14 protein-coding genes are annotated in these 17,894 nt (G+C 71.1%); all 14 read left to right on the top strand.

The window, feature by feature from the left end; genetic code table 11:
• Positions 1-14 precede the first annotated feature (14 nt).
• Positions 15-1,460 (top strand): UDP-N-acetylmuramoyl-L-alanyl-D-glutamate--2,6-diaminopimelate ligase, encoded by a 1,446-nt coding sequence (locus tag QNJ30_21505; protein ID MDJ0946033.1) that lies wholly within the window; start codon positions 15-17, stop codon positions 1,458-1,460.
• Positions 1,457-2,884, top strand: a complete 1,428-nt coding sequence (locus tag QNJ30_21500) for a UDP-N-acetylmuramoylalanyl-D-glutamyl-2,6-diaminopimelate--D-alanyl-D-alanine ligase (GenBank protein MDJ0946032.1) — start codon at positions 1,457-1,459, stop codon at positions 2,882-2,884. Before QNJ30_21505 ends, QNJ30_21500 begins: the two co-directional genes overlap by 4 nt.
• 13 nt (positions 2,885-2,897) lie before the next feature.
• The gene (gene mraY / locus QNJ30_21495; protein ID MDJ0946031.1) at positions 2,898-3,986 is read left to right on the top strand and encodes a phospho-N-acetylmuramoyl-pentapeptide-transferase; all 1,089 of its coding nucleotides are present in this window, start codon (positions 2,898-2,900) and stop codon (positions 3,984-3,986) included.
• 10 nt (positions 3,987-3,996) lie between these two features.
• The gene (gene murD, locus QNJ30_21490; protein ID MDJ0946030.1) at positions 3,997-5,442 is read left to right on the top strand and encodes a UDP-N-acetylmuramoyl-L-alanine--D-glutamate ligase; all 1,446 of its coding nucleotides are present in this window, start codon (positions 3,997-3,999) and stop codon (positions 5,440-5,442) included.
• Positions 5,439-6,563 carry a putative peptidoglycan glycosyltransferase FtsW gene (locus QNJ30_21485; protein ID MDJ0946029.1) on the top strand — a complete coding sequence of 375 codons (1,125 nt, stop codon included), beginning with the start codon at positions 5,439-5,441 and terminating at the stop codon, positions 6,561-6,563. Before murD ends, QNJ30_21485 begins: the two co-directional genes overlap by 4 nt.
• Positions 6,560-7,714: an undecaprenyldiphospho-muramoylpentapeptide beta-N-acetylglucosaminyltransferase gene (gene murG / locus QNJ30_21480; protein MDJ0946028.1), complete on the top strand. Its 1,155-nt coding sequence runs from the start codon at positions 6,560-6,562 to the stop codon at positions 7,712-7,714. Before QNJ30_21485 ends, murG begins: the two co-directional genes overlap by 4 nt.
• Positions 7,711-9,156 (top strand): UDP-N-acetylmuramate--L-alanine ligase, encoded by a 1,446-nt coding sequence (murC, locus tag QNJ30_21475; GenBank protein MDJ0946027.1) that lies wholly within the window; start codon positions 7,711-7,713, stop codon positions 9,154-9,156. The genes murG and murC overlap by 4 nt, the downstream gene beginning before the upstream one ends.
• Positions 9,153-10,100, top strand: coding sequence for a UDP-N-acetylmuramate dehydrogenase (murB, locus tag QNJ30_21470; GenBank protein ID MDJ0946026.1), 948 nt, complete (start codon positions 9,153-9,155; stop codon positions 10,098-10,100). The genes murC and murB overlap by 4 nt, the downstream gene beginning before the upstream one ends.
• A complete protein-coding gene (locus QNJ30_21465) occupies positions 10,097-11,020 on the top strand; it encodes a D-alanine--D-alanine ligase (GenBank protein ID MDJ0946025.1) in 924 nt (307 codons plus the stop codon). Before murB ends, QNJ30_21465 begins: the two co-directional genes overlap by 4 nt.
• On the top strand, positions 11,008-11,865 hold the full coding sequence (locus QNJ30_21460) for an FtsQ-type POTRA domain-containing protein (GenBank protein ID MDJ0946024.1): 858 nt from the start codon (positions 11,008-11,010) through the stop codon (positions 11,863-11,865). The genes QNJ30_21465 and QNJ30_21460 overlap by 13 nt, the downstream gene beginning before the upstream one ends.
• A gap of 45 nt (positions 11,866-11,910) precedes the next feature.
• The gene (ftsA, locus tag QNJ30_21455; protein ID MDJ0946023.1) at positions 11,911-13,182 is read left to right on the top strand and encodes a cell division protein FtsA; all 1,272 of its coding nucleotides are present in this window, start codon (positions 11,911-11,913) and stop codon (positions 13,180-13,182) included.
• A 95-nt stretch (positions 13,183-13,277) separates the two neighbouring features.
• Entirely contained in the window at positions 13,278-15,116 is a 1,839-nt protein-coding gene (gene ftsZ / locus QNJ30_21450; protein ID MDJ0946022.1) for a cell division protein FtsZ, read from the top strand.
• Between the two features lie 218 nt (positions 15,117-15,334).
• Entirely contained in the window at positions 15,335-16,135 is an 801-nt protein-coding gene (locus QNJ30_21445) for an outer membrane protein assembly factor BamD (protein ID MDJ0946021.1), read from the top strand.
• A 68-nt stretch (positions 16,136-16,203) separates the two neighbouring features.
• On the top strand, positions 16,204-17,880 hold the full coding sequence (gene recN, locus QNJ30_21440; protein MDJ0946020.1) for a DNA repair protein RecN: 1,677 nt from the start codon (positions 16,204-16,206) through the stop codon (positions 17,878-17,880).
• The last annotated feature ends 14 nt before the right edge of the window (positions 17,881-17,894 follow it).

The following is a 17,894-nucleotide window of genomic DNA, read 5'->3' as shown; positions in this document are numbered from 1 at the left end:
GAACAACCTGTGAAATGGCCGCAGGCGCTAAGCTTACAGACATCGAAATCCGCGGCCTGACAGCCGACAGCAGGCAGGTTGAAGACGGTTACCTCTTCGCCGCCCTCCCCGGGACCCGGCAGGACGGCCGGGCCTTCATCGACGATGCTCTGGACCACGGCGCAGCCGCGGTCCTGGCGCCTTTGGGGACCCGGCTCAAAGCCCCGAAGCGGCCGGTCGCGCTGCTCACCGATGAGAACCCGCGGCGGCGCCTGGCGCTGATCGCGGCCCGCTTCTTCGCCGAGCAGCCGGCCAACATCGCCGCCGTGACCGGGACCAACGGCAAGACTTCGGTGGCCAGCTTCACCCGGCAGATCTGGGAGGCCGACGGCCAGCGCGCCGCAAGTCTCGGCACGCTGGGCCTGGAGCCGCCGGTGATGGAGGGTCCGGGCAGCCTGACCACGCCCGATCCGGTCGCCCTGCACCACTGCCTGTCGGACCTGGCCCGGGCCGGCTACGACCACCTGGCGATCGAGGCCTCGAGCCACGGACTCGACCAGTTCCGGCTCGACGGCCTGAGGGTCACCGCGGCGGCCTTTACCAACCTGTCGCGCGATCATCTCGACTATCACGGCGACATGACCAGCTATCGCGAGTCCAAGCAGCGGCTCTTCGCCGACCTGCTGGTCTCCGGCGGCGGCGGCACGGCGGTCCTCAACGCCGACGCGCCGGAGAGCGGCCACTTCGCGCAGGCGGCCGAGGCCCGGCGCTGCCACGTTCTGACCTACGGCCGCCAGGGCAAGGATATCCGGCTGCACGACGTCGCGCCCGAGGCCGAAAGCCAGATCCTGGACCTCGAGGCCTTCGGCAAGCGCCGCAGTCTGCGCCTGCCGCTTGCCGGCGCCTTCCAGGCCCACAACGCCCTGGCCGCGCTCGGCCTGGCGGTCGCGACCGGCGTCGGGCCCGAGGGGGCCTTGGCGGCGCTCGAGAGGCTGTGCCCGGTCCACGGCCGGCTGGAGAAGGTCGGCGTAACCCCGCGCGGCGGCCAGGTCTACGTCGACTACGCCCATACGCCCGACGCCCTGGCGAGCGCGCTGCAGGCCCTGCGCCCGCATTGCCGAGGCCGGCTGATCGTGGTCTTCGGTGCCGGCGGCGACCGCGACCCCGGCAAGCGGCCGATGATGGGCGCCGCGGCGGCCGAGCACGCCGACCTGGCCATCGTCACCGACGACAACCCGCGCAGCGAGGACCCGGCGGCGATCCGCCGGGCGATCCTGGCCGCCGTTCCGGAGGCCGCCGAGTCCGGCGACCGGGGCCAGGCGATCCGCGATGCCGTCGCCCGGCTGGAGGCCGGCGACCTGCTGCTGATCGCCGGCAAGGGCCACGAGACCGGCCAGACCGTTGGCGACCGGGTCCTGCCCTTCGATGACTGCGAGGCGGCGCGGACCGCGATCGCCGGCCTGGCGGGTGGTGCTGGATGACTGCCGAGCTCTGGACCGCGAAGGAGGCCGCGCTGGCGACCGGCGGCCGGGCCCAGGGCGACTGGGCGGCCGCGGGCGTCTCGATCGACAGCCGGGCCGTGGCCGTCGGCGACCTCTTCATCGCCTTGAAGGGGCCCAGCTTCGACGGCCACGACTTCGTCGCCGACGCCCTCGGCCAGGGCGCCGCCGCGGCCATGGTCTCCAAAGCTCCCGAGGGCCTTCCGGCCGATGCGCCGCTGCTGCTGGTCGGCGACACCCTGGAGGCGCTGACCGCCCTGGGCCAGGCGGCCCGGACCCGCAGCCAGGCGCGCTTCATCGGCGTCACCGGCAGCTGCGGCAAGACCGGCACCAAGGAGGCACTCAAAGCCTGCCTCGCCGCCCAGGGCCCGACCGCGGCCAGCGTCGCCAGCTTCAACAACCACTGGGGCGTGCCCCTGTCTCTGGCCCGCATGGCGCCCGAGTCCGCCTACGGGGTCTTCGAGGTCGGCATGAACCACGCCGGCGAGATCTCGGCCCTGACCGCGGTCCTGCGCCCGCACGTCGCGATCATCACGACCATCGAGCCGGTGCACCTGGAGTACTTCCCCTCGGTCGAAGCCATCGCCGACGCCAAGGCCGAGATCTTCGAGTCCATGGGTGCCGACGGCACCGCGGTCCTCAACCGCGACAACGCCTTCTACGACCATCTCGCCGGCAAGGCCCAGGCCGCGGGCGTGGGCCGGGTCATCGGCTTCGGAAGCGCGGCGGGCGCCGAGCTGCGCCTGGAGTCCTGCGAGCTCGGCGAGCGCTCCAGCCAGGTTCGGGCCGAGATCTTCGGCCGGCGCGTCGACTACAGCCTCGGCCTGCCCGGCCGTCATTCGGTGATGAACTCCCTGGCTGTGCTGGGCGCCGTCGAAGCGGCCGGCGCGGATCTGGGCAAGGCGCTGCTCGAGCTGGCCAGGCTCGCGCCGCTCAAGGGCCGCGGCGCCCGGGACGCGATCGCCCTGCCCGACGGCGGCAGCTTCGAGCTGATCGACGACAGCTACAACGCCAACCCCAGCTCGCTGCGCGCCGCCATCGCGGTCCTCGGCGCCAGCCAGCCGGCGACAGGCGGCCGCCGCATCGCGGTGCTGGGAGACATGCTCGAGCTCGGCGCCGAGTCCGAGCGGCTGCACGCCGGGCTGGCGGCACCCATCGCCGAGGCCGGCGTCGATCTGGTCTTCTCCTGCGGGTCGCTCATGGCGGCCCTGGCCGAGGCGTTGCCGACCGCCCTGCGCGGCGGCCACGCCTCGGACTCGCAGGCCCTCGCCCCCGAGGTCGTGGCGGCGCTTGGCCCCGGCGACGTCGTCCTGGTTAAGGGTTCCTTGGGCAGCCGGATGGCGGTCGTGGTCGAGGCCCTCAAAGCTATTGGCGGCGCTCCCCCCGAAGCGACCAAAGGCAAGTGAGGTCGGACCCCGGATGCTGTTCAACCTGCTGACCCCGTTGTCCGACGAGTTCCTCGTCTTCAACCTGTTCCGCTATCTAACCTTCCGCAGCGGCGGCGCGGTGCTGACCGCCTTGCTGATCTCCTTCGTGCTGGGCCCGCGGATCATCGCCTGGCTGCGCCGAATCCAGAAGGAAGGCCAGCCGATCCGCGAGGACGGCCCGGAGAGCCATCTGGTGACCAAGGCCGGGACCCCGACCATGGGCGGTGTCCTGATCCTGCTCGCGATCTCGATCTCGACCCTGCTCTGGGCCGACCTGACCAACGGCTACGTCTGGGCGATCCTGATCATCACCGTCGGCTTCGGCCTGATCGGCTTCACCGACGACTATCTGAAGCTGACCCACCGCAGCTCCAAGGGCCTGTCCGGGCGGATCAAGCTGCTGGCCCAGATCCTGATCAGCCTGGCCGCGACCCTCTGGATCATGGACATCAGCCCTCAGAACATGGCGCAGCACCTGGCGGTGCCCTTCCTCAAGGACCTGCTCTTGAACCTCGGCTGGTTCTTCGTCGGGGTCGCGATCTTCGTCATGGTCGGCGCCTCCAACGCGGTCAACCTGACCGACGGCCTGGACGGCCTGGCCATCGTCCCGGTGATGATCGCCGCCGCCTGCTTCGGCTTCATCGCCTACCTGGTCGGCAACGCGGTCTTCGCGAACTACCTGCAGATCCACTACGTGCCCGGCACCGGCGAGCTGGCGGTGTTCTGCGCCTCGCTGGTCGGCGCCAGCCTCGGCTTCCTGTGGTTCAACGCCCCGCCGGCCATGGTCTTCATGGGCGACACCGGCTCGCTATCCTGCGGCGGCGCGCTCGGCGGCATCGCGGTTATCACCAAGCACGAGCTGGTCCTGGCGATCATCGGCGGCGTCTTCGTGCTGGAGACCGTCTCGGTCATCGTCCAGGTCGCCTCCTTCAAGCTGACCGGCAGGCGGGTCTTCCGCATGGCGCCACTGCACCACCACTTCGAGAAGAAGGGCTGGCACGAGCCGACGATCGTGATCCGCTTCTGGATCATCGCCTCGATCCTGGCGCTGGCCGGCCTGGCGACCCTGAAGCTGAGGTGAGGCCGGGGTCGTGCGGATCGAGCTGCCATTCTTCAACGCGCTGCCGGTCGCCGTGCTCGGGCTCGGCAAGTCCGGTTTGGCCGCGGCCCGGGTCCTGAGGGACAGCGGCGCCGAGGTCTGGGCCTGGGACGACAACGAGGACGTCCGCGCCCGGGCCCGCGAGGACGGCATCCCGATCGTCGACCTGCACGCCTGCAACTGGCAGGAGCTGACCACCCTGGTGCTCTCGCCCGGGATCCCGCACGGCCATCCCGAGCCGCACCCCGTGGCCGAGCTGGCCCGCAGACACGGCGTCGAGATCATCGGCGACATCGAGCTGCTGGCCCGGGCCCAGCGCAACGCCCAGTACCTCGGCGTGACCGGCACCAACGGCAAGTCGACCACCACCGCGCTCATCGGCCACATCCTGGAGACCGCGGGGCGCAGCGTGGAGATCGGCGGCAACCTGGGCATCCCGGCGCTGGAGCTCGAGCCGCTCGACCTCGGCGGGATCTACGTGCTGGAGATGTCCTCCTACCAGCTGGAGCTGACGCTCTCGATCACCTTCGACGTCGCCGTCCTGCTCAACATCACGCCGGACCACCTGGAGCGCCACGGCGGCTTTGAGGGCTACGTGGCGGCCAAGCGCAACATCTTCCACCGTCAGACCAAGCCGCGCACCGCGGTGATTGGCGTCGACGACGAGACCTGCCGCGGCATCTGCGACGCCCTGCGCGCCGCCGACGAGCAGGTCGTCGTGCCGATCTCGGGCGAGGGCCGGGTGGTCGGCGGCGTCTACGCGGCCGAGGGCGTGCTCTACGACGAGACCGAGGGCGGCCCGGTGCCGGCCCTCGACCTGCGCGAGATCATCAGCCTGCCGGGCGCGCACAACTGGCAGAACGCCGCGGCCGCCTTCGCGGCCTGCAAGGCGGTCGGCCTGCAGCCGGCGGTCATCGCCGCCTGCCTGCGCAGCTTCCCGGGCCTGGCGCACCGCCAGGAGGCCCTGACGGTGATCGACGGCGTGCTCTACGTGAACGACTCCAAGGCGACCAACGCCGACGCCGCGGCCAAGGCCTTGGCCTGCTACGACGCGATCTACTGGATCGCCGGCGGTCGCGCCAAGGACGGCGGCCTCGGCGCCCTGGAGCCCTTCTTCAACCGGATCGTCCATGCCTTCCTGATCGGCGAGGCGGCGGAAGCCTTCGCCGCCGCGCTCGAGGGCAAGGTGGACCACAGCATCTGCGGCGACCTCGAGACGGCCGTCGCCAGGGCGCAAGCCCTGGCGACGGCGGACGGGAGGGACCATCCCGTGGTCCTGCTTTCGCCGGCTTGCGCGTCCTTCGACCGCTACCCCAACTTCGAGGTCCGCGGCGAGGCCTTCCGGCAACTGGTGACCGCCCTGCCCGGGCACCGTCAGGACCCGGAGGTCTTCGCGCCCGCGAGCCTGGAGTCCGAAGCGGAGGGCCCGCGGGCATGAGCAGCTTCACCCGGGCCGATACCTCCCTGCTGGGCCGCTGGTGGTGGACCATCGACCGCTGGACGCTCTTCGCGATCGGCGGGCTGATGGCCCTGGGCATCGTCCTGATGCTCTCCGCCTCGCCGGCGGCCGGCGGCCGGATCGGCCTCGGCGGCTTCGACCTGGCACAGCGCCAGGTGGTCTTCCTGCCGATCGCCGCCGCCCTGCTGCTGAGCACCTCGCTGCTCTCGGCGCGGGCCGTGCGCCGCCTCGCGGTCTTCGGCCTGCTGGCCGGCGCGGTCCTGCTGGTGCTGACCCTCTTCGTCGGCACCGAGATCAAGGGCGCCTCGCGCTGGCTCAACCTCTACGGCTTTTCGATCCAGCCCTCGGAGTTCGTGAAGCCCTGCCTGGCGGTCGCCACGGCCTGGATGTTCGCCGAGGCCAAGCTGGACCCGCGCTTTCCCGGCAACCCCATCGCCATCGGGCTCTACGGCTTGGTCACCAGCCTCCTGCTGCTGCAGCCCGACGTCGGCCAGGCCTTCCTGGTGCTGGCCACCTTCGGCGCCCAGCTCTTCCTGATCGGCCTGCCGATGGTCTGGGTCGCCGGCTTCTGTCTGCTCGGCGTTGCCGGCCTGGCCGCCGCCTACGTCCTGCTGCCCCACGTGACGGTGCGCATCGATTCCTTCCTCGACCCGAACAGCGGCGACCACTATCAGGTCGACCGCTCGATCGAGGCCTTCATGAACGGCGGCCTCTTCGGCCGCGGCCCCGGCGAAGGGACGATCAAGGCTCAGCTGCCCGACGTTCACGCCGACTTCATCTTTGCCGTCGCCGGCGAGGAGTTCGGCGCCCTGGTCTGCCTGGGCATCGTCGCGCTCTTTGCCTTCGTCGTGCTCCGCAGCCTCTCGAGGCTGCTGGCCGAACGCTCGCTCTTCGTGCTGCTGGCCGCCACCGGCCTGCTGGTGCAGTTCGGCCTGCAGGCGCTGATCAACATGGGCTCGACCCTCCGCCTGATGCCGACCAAGGGCATGACCCTGCCCTTCATCAGCTACGGCGGCTCCTCGCTCCTGGCCCTGGCCCTCGGCATGGGCATGCTGCTGGCGCTGACCCGGCGCCGCTTCAGCCCGGAGGAAGGGTCATGACGGCGTCGCACAGCAGCCCGACGCCGGGCCGGATCGTCGCCCTGGCGGCCGGCGGCACCGGCGGCCACATGTTTCCGGCCCAGGCGCTGGCCCGCGAGCTGCTGAGCCGCGGCTCCAAGGTCGCGCTGATCACCGACCGCCGCGGCAGCGGCTTCGGCGCCGACCTGCCGGAGGTGCGCACCGAGCGGATCAATGCCGGCGCCCTGGCCGGCGGCAGCATCGCCAAGAAGCTGAGCAGCGTCGGCCGCCTGGCCCTCGGCTATCTCCAGGCGCGCAGCCGCCTGCGGCGCCTCAAGGCGGACACGGTGGTCGGCTTCGGCGGCTACGCGAGCGTGCCGACGGTGATGGCCGGCGCCCATCGCGGCCTGCGCGTGGTCTTGCACGAGCAGAACGCGGTGCTCGGCCGCGCCAACCGCCTGCTCGCCCCGCGCGCCCACACCATCGCGTCCTCCTTCGCCGAGGTCAGGGGTCTGAAGGACGAGGACCGGAACAAGGTGGTCTTCACCGGCAACCCGGTCCGCCCCGCCATCGCCGCCCTCGGCGAAGCGCCCTATCCACGGCCGGAGCCCGAGGCGACCCTGCGCCTGCTGGTGATCGGTGGCAGCCAGGGTGCCGAGGTCTTCAACACTGTGGTTCCGGCCGCGGTCGAGGCCCTGCCGGAAGGCCTGCGCCGGCGCCTGGCGATCAGCCAGCAGGTCCGCGGGCCGGCGACCGACAAGGTCCGCGGCGTCTACGAGACCGCCGGGGTCACCGCCAATCTCGCCGGCTTCTTCGAGGACATGCCCGAGCGCCTGCGCGGCGCCCACATGGTGATCGGCCGGGCCGGCGCCTCGACCATCGCCGAGCTGGCCGCGGCCGGCCGGCCGGCGGTGCTGGTCCCCTACCCCTACGCGGCCGACGACCATCAGACCGCCAATGCCCGGGCCTTCGCCGCGACCGGCGGCGGCTGGGTCCTGCCGCAGGCCGAGCTGACCGCCGGCGACCTCTCGGAGCTGCTCGCCCGCCTTCTGGCCGACCCCTCCGCGCTCCAGGACGCGGCCGCGGCGGCCTACGGCTTCGGCCGGGCCGGGGCCGCCGGGCGCCTGGCCGACCTGGTCTGCGGCAGCGGCACCAATCAGGACGACCCCGCCAGAAGGGAGGCCGCGGCATGAACGCGATTCCCTTCGACATCGGGACCCTGCACTTCGTCGGCATCGGCGGCATCGGCATGAGCGGGATCGCCGAAATCCTGCACAACCTCGACTACCAGGTACAGGGCAGCGACATCGCCGAGAACCCCAACGTCCAGCGCCTGCGCGGTCTGGGCATCGAGATCGCCATCGGCCACGACGCGGCCAACCTCGGCAGCGCCCAGGTGGTCGTGGTCTCATCGGCGATCAAGCCCGAGAACCCGGAGCTGCAGGCCGCCCAGGCCCGCTTTATTCCGGTGGTCCAGCGCGCCGAGATGCTGGGCGAGCTGATGCGCCTGAAGTGGTCGGTCGCGGTCGGCGGCACCCACGGCAAGACCACGACGACCTCGATGATCGCCGCGGTGCTGGACGCCGGCCACTTCGATCCCACGGTGATCAACGGCGGCATCATCAACGCCTACGGCACCAACGCCCGCCTTGGCGCCGGCGACTGGATGGTGGTCGAAGCCGACGAGAGCGACGGCTCCTTCGTACGCCTGCCGGCGACCCTGGCCGTCGTCACCAACGTCGACCCCGAGCACCTCGACTTCTACGGCAGCGTCGAGGCGCTGCACGACGCCTTCCGCAGCTTCCTGGAGAACATCCCTTTCTACGGGGTCGCGATCCTCTGCATCGATCACCCGGCGGTGCAGAGCCTGATCGGCCAGATCTCCGACCGCCGCGTTGTCACCTACGGCCTCAGCCCGCAAGCCGACGTGCGCGGCGTCAATCTCGTGAACGATCGCGACGGCACGATCTTCGACGCGGTCATCGCCGACCGCAAGGCCGGCAGCAGCCGGACCGTCAGCAGGCTCAAGTTGCCGATGCTCGGCCAGCACAACGCCGTCAACGCGCTGGCCGCGGTCGCCGTCGCCCAGGAGCTGAAGATCACCGACGAGGTCCTGCGTGAAGCGCTGGGCGGCTTCCGCGGGGTGAAGCGCCGCTTCACGAAGACCGGCGAGGTCGACGGCATCACCATCATCGACGACTACGGCCATCACCCGGTCGAGATCTCCGCGGTCCTGAAGGCCGCGCGGGCGGCGACCGGCGACAAGGTCATCGCCGTGGTCCAGCCGCACCGCTTTTCGCGGCTGGCCAGCCTGTTCGAGGAATTCTGCGGCTGCTTCAACGACGCCGACCACGTCCTCGTGGCCGAGGTCTTCGCCGCCGGAGAAGAGCCGATCGAGGGGGTCGACCGCGACGCCCTCGTCGAGGGCCTGCGCGCCCGCGGCCACCGCCACGCGGTGCCGCTGTCGGGGCCCGAGCAACTGGCCCCCAAGGTCAGCGAGATCGCCGGGAGGGGCGATTTCGTGGTCTGCCTGGGGGCCGGCAACATCACCGCCTGGGCGAACAAGCTGCCCGAGGAACTGGAAGGTCTTAGGAGGGGAGGCGACAACCCGAAACCTGCAGGAGCGGGGCTATGATCGCCATGACGAAGCACAGCAAGACTCCCCTGATCGACCGACTGCCAAGTGTAAGGGGCCGCCTGACGGCCGAGGCGCCCCTGGCCGGCATCACCTGGTTCCGCGTCGGCGGCACCGCCGAGGTCATGTTCCGGCCGGCCAACCGCGACGACCTGATCGAGTTCCTGCGCCAGAAGCCGCGCGACCTGCCGGTCACGGTGATCGGGGTCGCCTCCAACCTGCTGGTTCGCGACGGCGGCGTGCCGGGCGTGGTCCTGCGCCTGGGACGCGGCTTCGCCGAGATCCGTGCCGAGGGCGAAGAGGTCTTCGCCGGCGCCGGCGCGCTCGACTTCAACATCGCCACCGCCGCCCGCATCGCCGGGACCGGCGGCCTGGAGTTCCTCTGCGGCGTGCCCGGCACCCTGGGCGGGGCGCTGCGCATGAACGCCGGCGCCTACGGCCGCGAGCTCAAGGACGTGCTGATCGAGGCCGAGGCCGTCGACGGCTACGGCAACCTGCACCGCCTGGCACCGGAGGACTTCGGCTTCCGCTACCGCGGCAGCGCGATCCCCGAGGACTGGATCTTCCTGTCCGCCCGCCTACGCGGCGAGGCCGACGATCCCAAGGTGATCGCCCGGCGCATGACCGAAATCCAGACCGCCCGCGCCGAAAGCCAGCCGGTCCGCACCCGCACCGGCGGCAGCACCTTCAAGAACCCCGAAGGCGCCAAGGCCTGGGAGCTGATCGACAACGCGGGCTGCCGCGGGCTCAAGCGCGGCGGCGCCATGGTCTCGGAGAAGCACTGCAACTTCCTGATCAACACCGGCAACGCCACCGCCGCCGACATCGAGGCGCTGGGCGAGGAGGTCCGCCGGCGGGTGCGGGACGACAGCGGGATCGAGCTGCAGTGGGAGATCCGCCGGATCGGGATCGCCGGGGACGGCGACCGGGGGGAGGCGGCATGAGCAGGCGCGTCGCAGTCCTCTACGGCGGCATCTCGGCCGAGCGCGAGGTCTCCCTGGTCAGCGGCCGCGACTGCGGCAAGGCCCTTGGCGAGGCCGGCTTCGCGGTCGAGATGGTCGACGTCACCGACGACGTCGGCGCCCTGATCAAGGCGCTGACCCCGGCGCCGGACGCGGTCTTCAACGCCCTGCACGGGCGCTGGGGCGAGGACGGCTGCGTCCAGGGCCTGCTCGAGCTGCTGCACATCCCCTATACCCATTCCGGGGTCATGGCCTCGGCCCTGGCCATGGACAAGGAGATGGCCAAGCGGGTGTTCCGCGCCAACGGGCTGCGCTGCGCCGAGAGCGTCGTCGCCAGCCGCGAGCAGATCCTGGCCGCCGACGTCCTGCCCCGGCCCTACGTGGTCAAGCCGGTGGCCGAGGGCTCCAGCGTCGGCGTGCGCATCGTCGAGGACGGCGACAACGAACCGCCCCTGGGCGCCGAGGAAGCCTGGCAGTCCGGCGATCAGATCATGGTCGAGCGCTTCATCCCGGGCCGCGAGCTGACCGTCTCGGTCATGGGCGAGCGGGCGCTGGCGGTGACCGAGCTGAAGCCCAAGCAGGGCTTCTACGACTACGAGGCCAAGTACACCGAGGGCAAGACGGTCCACGAGGTGCCGGCCAGGCTGCCCGAGGCGATCTACGAGGAGTGCCTGGAAAGCGCGCTCGAGGCGCACCGGGCCCTGGGCTGCCGCGGCGTGAGCCGGGCCGACTTCCGCTACGACGACACCGAAGGCGGCGACGACAAGATCTACCTGCTGGAGGTCAACACCCAGCCGGGCATGACGCCCTTGAGCCTGGTGCCCGAGCAGGCGGCGCATCTCGGCATCGGCTTTCCCGAACTCTGTGCCTGGTTGGTGGAGAACGCGACATGCGAGACCTGAGCCTGCGCGTGGAGCCCCGCGCCCCGAGCATGAACAGGGCCAAGGCCCGCCCTCGCAAGGCGCCGCTGGTGACGCGCGGGCGCCTGATCCTGGGCGCAGCCGGGCTGCTTGGCCTCTTGGTGCTCGGCCTCGCCTGGTCCGGTTGGTTCGCCCGCAGCGCTGAGCGTATCGCCGCGGCCTGGCTGGAGGGCACGGCGGAAGCCGGACTGGCGGTCGAGGAGGTGCTTCTGGTCGGCCGCAACCGGACCTCCAAGCAGGCGCTGCTCGACAGCATCGGCGTCCAGCGCGGCACGCCCATGCTTGCGATCGACCCGCAGGCGACCAAGGAACGCATCGAAGCCCTGCCTTGGGTCGCAACGGCAATGGTCGAGCGCCGCCTGCCCGATGTCCTGCTGATCGAGATCACCGAGCGCCAGCCCTTGGCACTCTGGCAGAACCGCGGCCGCAAGTTGGTGATCGACCGCGCCGGCGAGGTGATCTCGGCGGCGCGGCCGGAGCGCTTCGCCGCTTTGCCCCTGGTGGTCGGCCAAGGCGCCCCGAAGCACACGGCGGCCCTGCTCACCGTGCTGGCGCGCGAACCGCAGCTTCGGCCCCTGGTGGTCGCCGCGGTGCGGGTCGGCGAGCGGCGCTGGAACCTGCGGCTGCGCGGCGGCATCGACGTGCGGCTGCCCGAGGACGAGGTCGCCGAGGCCTGGGCCGAGCTGGCACGGCTTCAGCGCGAGCACGGCCTGCTGCAGCGGGAGATCCTGGCCATCGACCTGCGCCTGTCCGACCGGATGGTGCTGCGCATGGCGCCCGACCTGGCGCCGGGGCGCGCCGCCACCGGGCCCGGCAAGGACACGTGAGGGGGGTCCCGGAAGGGATCGGAACGGGGAACGGATGACGACGTGATGAAGCGGGTGCCCGGCAAGAACAGCAATGGCCTGATCGCCGCGCTCGACGTCGGCTCGAGCAAGGTCTGCTGCTTCATCGCGGAGACCGACGGCATCAAGCATCCGCGGGTCATCGGGATCGGCCAGCAGGCCAGCCAGGGCGTCAAGGCCGGCAGCATCATCGACATGGAGGCCGCCGAGGCGGCCATCCGCAGCGCCGTCTACGCCGCCGAGGAGATGGCCAGCGAGACGGTGAACGAGGTCGCGGTCAACCTCTCGGGCGGCTATCCGGCCTCGCGCCAGGTCCGGGTCGAGATCCCGATCGTTGGACAGGAGGTCGGCGAGCTCGACCTGCGCCGCGCCCTGGAGGAGGGCCAGCAGGCCACCTGCGGCCGGCTCGATCCCGCCGCCGCGCCGCAGCTGATCCATTCGATCCCGGTCGGCTTCACCCTCGACGGCAACCGCGGCATCCGCAACCCGCGGGGCATGATCGGCGACCTGCTGGGCGTCGACATGCATCTGGTCACGGCGCGCAGCAGCTCGGTGCGCAACCTCAGCACCTGCGTCGAGCGCTGCCACCTCGATGTCGGCGGCTTCGTCGTCTCGCCCTACGCCTCGGGCCTCTCGGTCCTGGTCGAGGACGAGCGGGAGCTGGGCGTGACCCTGGTCGACATGGGCGGCGGCACGACGACCATCGCGGTCTTCCTCGAAGGCCAGGTGATCTTCACCGATTCCATCCCGGTCGGCGGCAGCCACGTCACCAGCGACGTCGCCCGCGGCCTTTCGACGACCCGGCAGCAGGCCGAGCGCCTGAAGACGCTCTACGGCCACGCCATGGCAGCCGAGGTCGACGACCGGGAGGTGATCGAGGTACTTCCGGTCGGGGAAGAGGACAGCGGCGCGACCCAGCAGATCGCGCGCTCCTACCTCACCGGCATCATCCAGCCGCGCCTGGAAGAGACCTTCGAGCTCGTGCGCTCGCACCTGGAAGCCAGCGGCCTGGACAAGCTGGCGGGCCGGCGGGTCGTCCTGACCGGCGGCGCCTGCCAGCTGCCCGGCGTCCGCGACCTGGCGGCGCTGGTGCTCGACAAACAGGTTCGTCTCGGCCGCCCGCTCAGGATCCAGGGCCTGGCCGAGGCAACGTCCGGTCCCGCCTTCGCCACCTGCAGCGGGCTGATCGCCTATGCGATCGCCGCGAACCTGCCGCTGGCGGCCGAGACCCGGACGAAACGTGGGGAGCCCGACGGCCTGATGGGCCGCCTGGGTCATTGGTTCCGTGAGCACCTGTGAGAGCAGGATCTTCGAGGTCCCGGCCGGTCCGGGATCCGCAACTTGCCGGTAGGACCGGCCGTACCGCCCGCCTTAGGGGGCAAGTGGAGGCAGACATGTCCTTGAACCTCAACGTTCCAACCAGCGAAGCCCAGTTGAAGCCAAGAATCACCGTCATCGGCGTGGGGGGCGCCGGCGGCAACGCCGTCAACAACATGATCCAGTCCAACCTGGAAGGCGTCGAGTTCGTGGTCGCGAACACCGACGCCCAGGCGATCGCGCAGTCGCTCTGCAGCCGGACCCTGCAGCTCGGCCGCAACATCACCCAAGGGCTGGGCTCCGGCTCGCGCCCGGACATCGGCAAGGCCGCCGCCGAGGAGGCCCTGGACGAGATCCTCGCCGACCTCGAAGGCGCCCACATGGTCTTCATCACCGCCGGAATGGGCGGCGGCACCGGCACCGGCGCGGCGCCCGTCATCGCCCGCGCCGCCCGCGAGCAGGGAATCCTGACCGTCGGCGTGGTGACCAAGCCCTTCCACTTCGAGGGCGTGCACCGCATGCGCATCGCCGAGTCCGGGATCCAGGAGCTGACCCAGTTCGTCGACACCCTGATCATCATCCCGAACCAGAACCTTTTCCGCATCGCCAACGAGAAGACGACCTTCGCGGACGCCTTCAAGATGGCCGACGACGTCCTGCATGCCGGCGTCCGCGGCGTCACCGACCTGATGGTCATGCCGGGCCTGATCAACCTCGACTTCGCCGACATCCGCACGGTCATGACCGAGATGGGCAAGGCCATGATGGGCACCGGCGAGGCCGACGGCGACAACCGCGCCATCGCGGCGGCCGAGGCGGCGATCTCCAACCCGCTGCTCGAGGACGTGTCGATGAAGGGCGCGCGCGGGGTGCTGATCAACATCACCGGCGGCCCCGACCTGACGCTCTTCGAGGTCGACGAAGCGGCCAACCGGATCCGCGACGAGGTCGACCCCGAGGCCAACATCATCTTCGGCTCGACCTACGACGACAAGATGGAGAACCAGATGCGGGTCTCGGTCGTGGCCACCGGCATCGATATCGCCGAGGGTGCCAAGCCGCGTCCGGTCACGCTCAGCCTGGTCGCCAACCCGGCGGCAGGCGGCGCCCAGGCCGCGCCGGCCGGCAACGCCGCCGAAGGCGGCGACCAGATCACGGCGCAAGCCGCCGCCGAGGTGCCGGCCCAACCCATGGCGCAGCCCGCCGCCCAGTCCATCGTCAGCGAGCCGCAGCCCTCGGCGGCTCCGGATCAGGCCGGCGAAGCGCCCCTGGAGCTGACCGAGCCGCTGGTCGAAGAGGTCCGTGAGACCGCGCAAGCGGTATCGAGCGAGCCGCCGGCCGGGGAGACCTTCATCGCGCCCCAGCCCATGGACCCCGGCCAGGAGGCGTCGGCGCCCATGGTCCAGGCCAACCCCTTCGCCGCGGCCGACGTGGTCAACGCCCCGCCGGCCGCGCCGCCGAGCGAAGCGCCCGCCGTACCGCAGGCGCAGAGCGCGGCCGCTCAGGGCGCCCTGGCCGAGAGCCGGACCGTCGGCGATCCCGTGTCTCCGGCGACCCGGAGCCGGGCCCAGGCGATCCTGGCCCGCATGAGCGGCGCCGCCCGCGCGCTGCAAGCCGCCGCCCAGGGCCACGACACGGCCGAGTCCCGCCCGGCACAGCCCAAGGTCGAGGCTGCGCCGCAGCCGCAAGTCCAGGCCCAGCCGCAGGTCCAGCCCCAGTTCGTGGCCCGGCCCCAGGCGACGGCCCACGAAGCCCCGAAGCTCGAAGCGCGGGTCGAGGAACACCAGCCGGCGCCATCCTCGGGCGAGGGCCAGCCCCGTCTGACCGGATTGGACCCGGCCGATCGCCCGTCGAACAGCCCGGTCGACGACGATCTCCTTGATATCCCGGCCTTCCTTCGCCGGCAGGCCAATTAGCCTCCGACTGTCGGCAGGGAGATCCGGCCCTAGGCTTCCGGGAGGAGTACCCCCTGCTCCTCCCGGAAGTTCTTCGGAACGGCGGCGAGCGATGCGGTTTCCGGGGCTTTCTCCGCCCATTCTCACGAAGCCGCCCGATGCTTGAGGGCGAAGAGCAGTCAACCTATAGTCCCAGGCGTAGCGGGGCGGCCGAAGCCGCCATCGGGAGATCGGATCGCATGTCCAGTTCGCCAGCAAGATCCCAGGGGTCCAAGAGCCTTGGCCTGCGTGCCCTGGGCGCAGCCGCGATGCTGCTCCTGATCGGTGCCTGCGCCTCCGAAGAGGAGGAGTTCAACTACGTTGAGCGGCCGGTCGACGACCTCTACAACGAGGCCATGGACACCCTGCAGAGCGGGAGCAACATCAAGGCGGCCAAGCTCTTCGACGAGGTCGACCGCCAGCACCCCTACTCGCCCTGGGCGGCGAAGGCCCAGCTGATGTCGGCCTACGCCTACTATCTCGAGAACGAGTACGCCGACGCCATTGCCGGCCTGGACCGCTTCATTCAGCTGCATCCGGGCAATCCCGACGTCGCCTATGCCTACTACCTCAAGGCGCTGTCCTACTACGAGCAGATCTCCGACATCGGCCGCGACCAGAGCATGACCCGCCTGGCCTTGGAATCCCTGGAGGAATTGACCCGCCGCTTCCCGGAGAGCAAGTATACCCGCGACGCCAACCTGAAGGTCGACCTGACCCGAGACCATCTGGCGGGCAAGGAGATGGACGTCGGCCGCTTCTATCAGAAGCGAGGCCATTATCTCTCGGCCATTAACCGTTTCCGAAGGGTCGTCGACCAGTATGAGACCACCTCGCATACGCCGGAGGCCCTGCACCGCCTGGTCGAGTGCTACCTGGCCCTTGGCATCCTGAACGAGGCCCAAGAGACCGCCGCCGTCCTGGGCTACAACTATCCGGGAAGCGAATGGTACCAGGACAGCTATGGTCTTCTGACGGCCGCCGGCATCGCAGGTCAGTAGCGCAGCGAGGTCCCGGCGCCGCCTCTCCGGCACCTTTCGACCACTGAGACGCCCCGAGCGAGACGCCCATGCTCGTCAACCTTTCGATCCGGGATGTCGTTCTGATCGACAAGCTGGATCTTTCCTTTCATGGCGGGCTCTGTGTCCTGACCGGCGAGACGGGCGCCGGCAAGTCGATTCTCCTCGACGCCCTCGGACTGGCGCTCGGCAGCCGCGCCGAATCCGGCCTGCTGAGGCCGGGCAGCCCGCAGGCGACGGTCACCGCCGCTTTCGACATCACCGACACCACGGACCTTGACGAGCTGCTGGCCGAGCACGGCCTGGCGACCGAGGACGGCCTGCTGGTCCTGCGCCGCAACCTAGGCGCCGACGGCCGCAGCCGGGCCTTTGTGAACGACCAGCCCGTCTCGGTCAGCCTGCTGCGCCGCCTGGGCGAGAGCCTGGTCGAAGTCCACGGCCATTTCGAGCACCGCGGCCTGCTGGACGCCGGCACCCATCGCGACCTGCTGGACGCGGCCGGCGGCCTCGAGGCGGCCGCAGCGGAGGTCGCCGCGGCCTGGGAGGCCTGGCGCCAGGCCTGCGAGGTCCAGCGCCGAGAGGAGGCGGAGCTCGAGCAGGCCCGGAAGGACGAGGATTTCCTGCGCCACGCGGTCGCGGAGCTGGAGACCCTGGACCCCCAGCCCGGCGAGGAGACGGCCCTGGCCGAAGAGCGCGCCTTTCTGCAGCACGGCGAGCAGCTGACCGCTACCGTCGACCAGGCCTTCGCCGCGCTCAACGGCAAGGAGGGCCAGCCCGGGGCCGAGGCAGCCGTCGGCAGCGCCCTGAGCGCCCTGGAGCGCATGGTCGACAAGGCCGGCGGCCGCCTGGACGAGATCATTGCCGGCCTGCACCGGACCGCGGCCGAGCTGCGCGACGTCACGGCCGGTCTGCAGTCGCTGTCCGGCAACCTTGAGCTCGACCCGCAGCGCCTGGAGCAGGTCGACGAGCGCTTCTTCGCCCTGAAGGACGTCGCCCGCAAGCACGGCGTCGAGGTCGACGAGCTGCTGGCCCTGCGCGAGGACCTGGCCTCCAAGCTGGAGAGCATCGATACCGGCGAGGAGCGTCTGGCCGAGCTGGCCGCCGCGGCCGCTGCGGCGCGCGAGGCTTATCTCGCCGCCGCCGGCGCGCTCAGCCAGCAGCGCGCGGATTCCGCCGCCGGGCTCGACCGCGCCGTCATGGAGGAGCTGCCGCCGCTCAAGCTCGACAAGGCCGCCTTCACGACCCGCCTGGAGCGCCTCGCAGAGGACGCCTGGGGCCCCAACGGCCTGGAGCGCGTGGTCTTCGAGGTCGCGACCAACCCGGGCTCCCGGCCCGGCCCGATCGGCAAGATCGCCTCGGCCGGCGAGCTGTCGCGCTTCCTGCTGGCGCTCAAGGTCGTCCTGGCCCGGGTCAGCCCGCGGCGCAGCCTGATCTTCGACGAGGTCGACAGCGGAATCGGCGGCGCCACGGCGGCGGCGGTCGGCCAGCGCCTGGCCCGACTGGCCGCGGACCGCCAGGTCCTGGTCGTCACCCACAGCCCCCAGGTCGCGGCGGTCGGCAACCACCACCTGCGGGTCCGCAAGGGCAGCAAGGGCGAGGTCGTGGCCACCGAGGTCGCGGAGCTGGCCGCCCAGGATCGCCGGGAGGAGATCGCCCGCATGCTCTCGGGCGAGCAGGTCACGGAAGAGGCGCGGGCGGCGGCCGACCGCCTGATGGGGGCCGCCTAGCGTAGGACCCGGCC

This window comes from Kiloniellales bacterium, assembly GCA_030066685.1.
GTDB lineage: Bacteria > Pseudomonadota > Alphaproteobacteria > Kiloniellales > JAKSBE01 > JAKSBE01.
Note: the sequence above shows the minus strand (reverse complement) of the source record. Positions and strands in the feature narration are given on the sequence as shown.

Coding starts and splice junctions, on each gene's coding strand:
- QNJ30_21465 (MDJ0946025.1), top strand. CDS start 10,097: ATGAGCAGGCGCGTCGCAGTCCTCTACGGCGGCATCTCGGCCGAGCGC.
- recN (MDJ0946020.1), top strand. CDS start 16,204: ATGCTCGTCAACCTTTCGATCCGGGATGTCGTTCTGATCGACAAGCTG.
- QNJ30_21485 (MDJ0946029.1), top strand. CDS start 5,439: ATGAGCAGCTTCACCCGGGCCGATACCTCCCTGCTGGGCCGCTGGTGG.
- murC (MDJ0946027.1), top strand. CDS start 7,711: ATGAACGCGATTCCCTTCGACATCGGGACCCTGCACTTCGTCGGCATC.
- murG (MDJ0946028.1), top strand. CDS start 6,560: ATGACGGCGTCGCACAGCAGCCCGACGCCGGGCCGGATCGTCGCCCTG.
- murB (MDJ0946026.1), top strand. CDS start 9,153: ATGATCGCCATGACGAAGCACAGCAAGACTCCCCTGATCGACCGACTG.
- ftsZ (MDJ0946022.1), top strand. CDS start 13,278: ATGTCCTTGAACCTCAACGTTCCAACCAGCGAAGCCCAGTTGAAGCCA.
- QNJ30_21505 (MDJ0946033.1), top strand. CDS start 15: ATGGCCGCAGGCGCTAAGCTTACAGACATCGAAATCCGCGGCCTGACA.
- QNJ30_21445 (MDJ0946021.1), top strand. CDS start 15,335: ATGTCCAGTTCGCCAGCAAGATCCCAGGGGTCCAAGAGCCTTGGCCTG.
- mraY (MDJ0946031.1), top strand. CDS start 2,898: ATGCTGTTCAACCTGCTGACCCCGTTGTCCGACGAGTTCCTCGTCTTC.
- QNJ30_21500 (MDJ0946032.1), top strand. CDS start 1,457: ATGACTGCCGAGCTCTGGACCGCGAAGGAGGCCGCGCTGGCGACCGGC.
- QNJ30_21460 (MDJ0946024.1), top strand. CDS start 11,008: ATGCGAGACCTGAGCCTGCGCGTGGAGCCCCGCGCCCCGAGCATGAAC.
- ftsA (MDJ0946023.1), top strand. CDS start 11,911: ATGAAGCGGGTGCCCGGCAAGAACAGCAATGGCCTGATCGCCGCGCTC.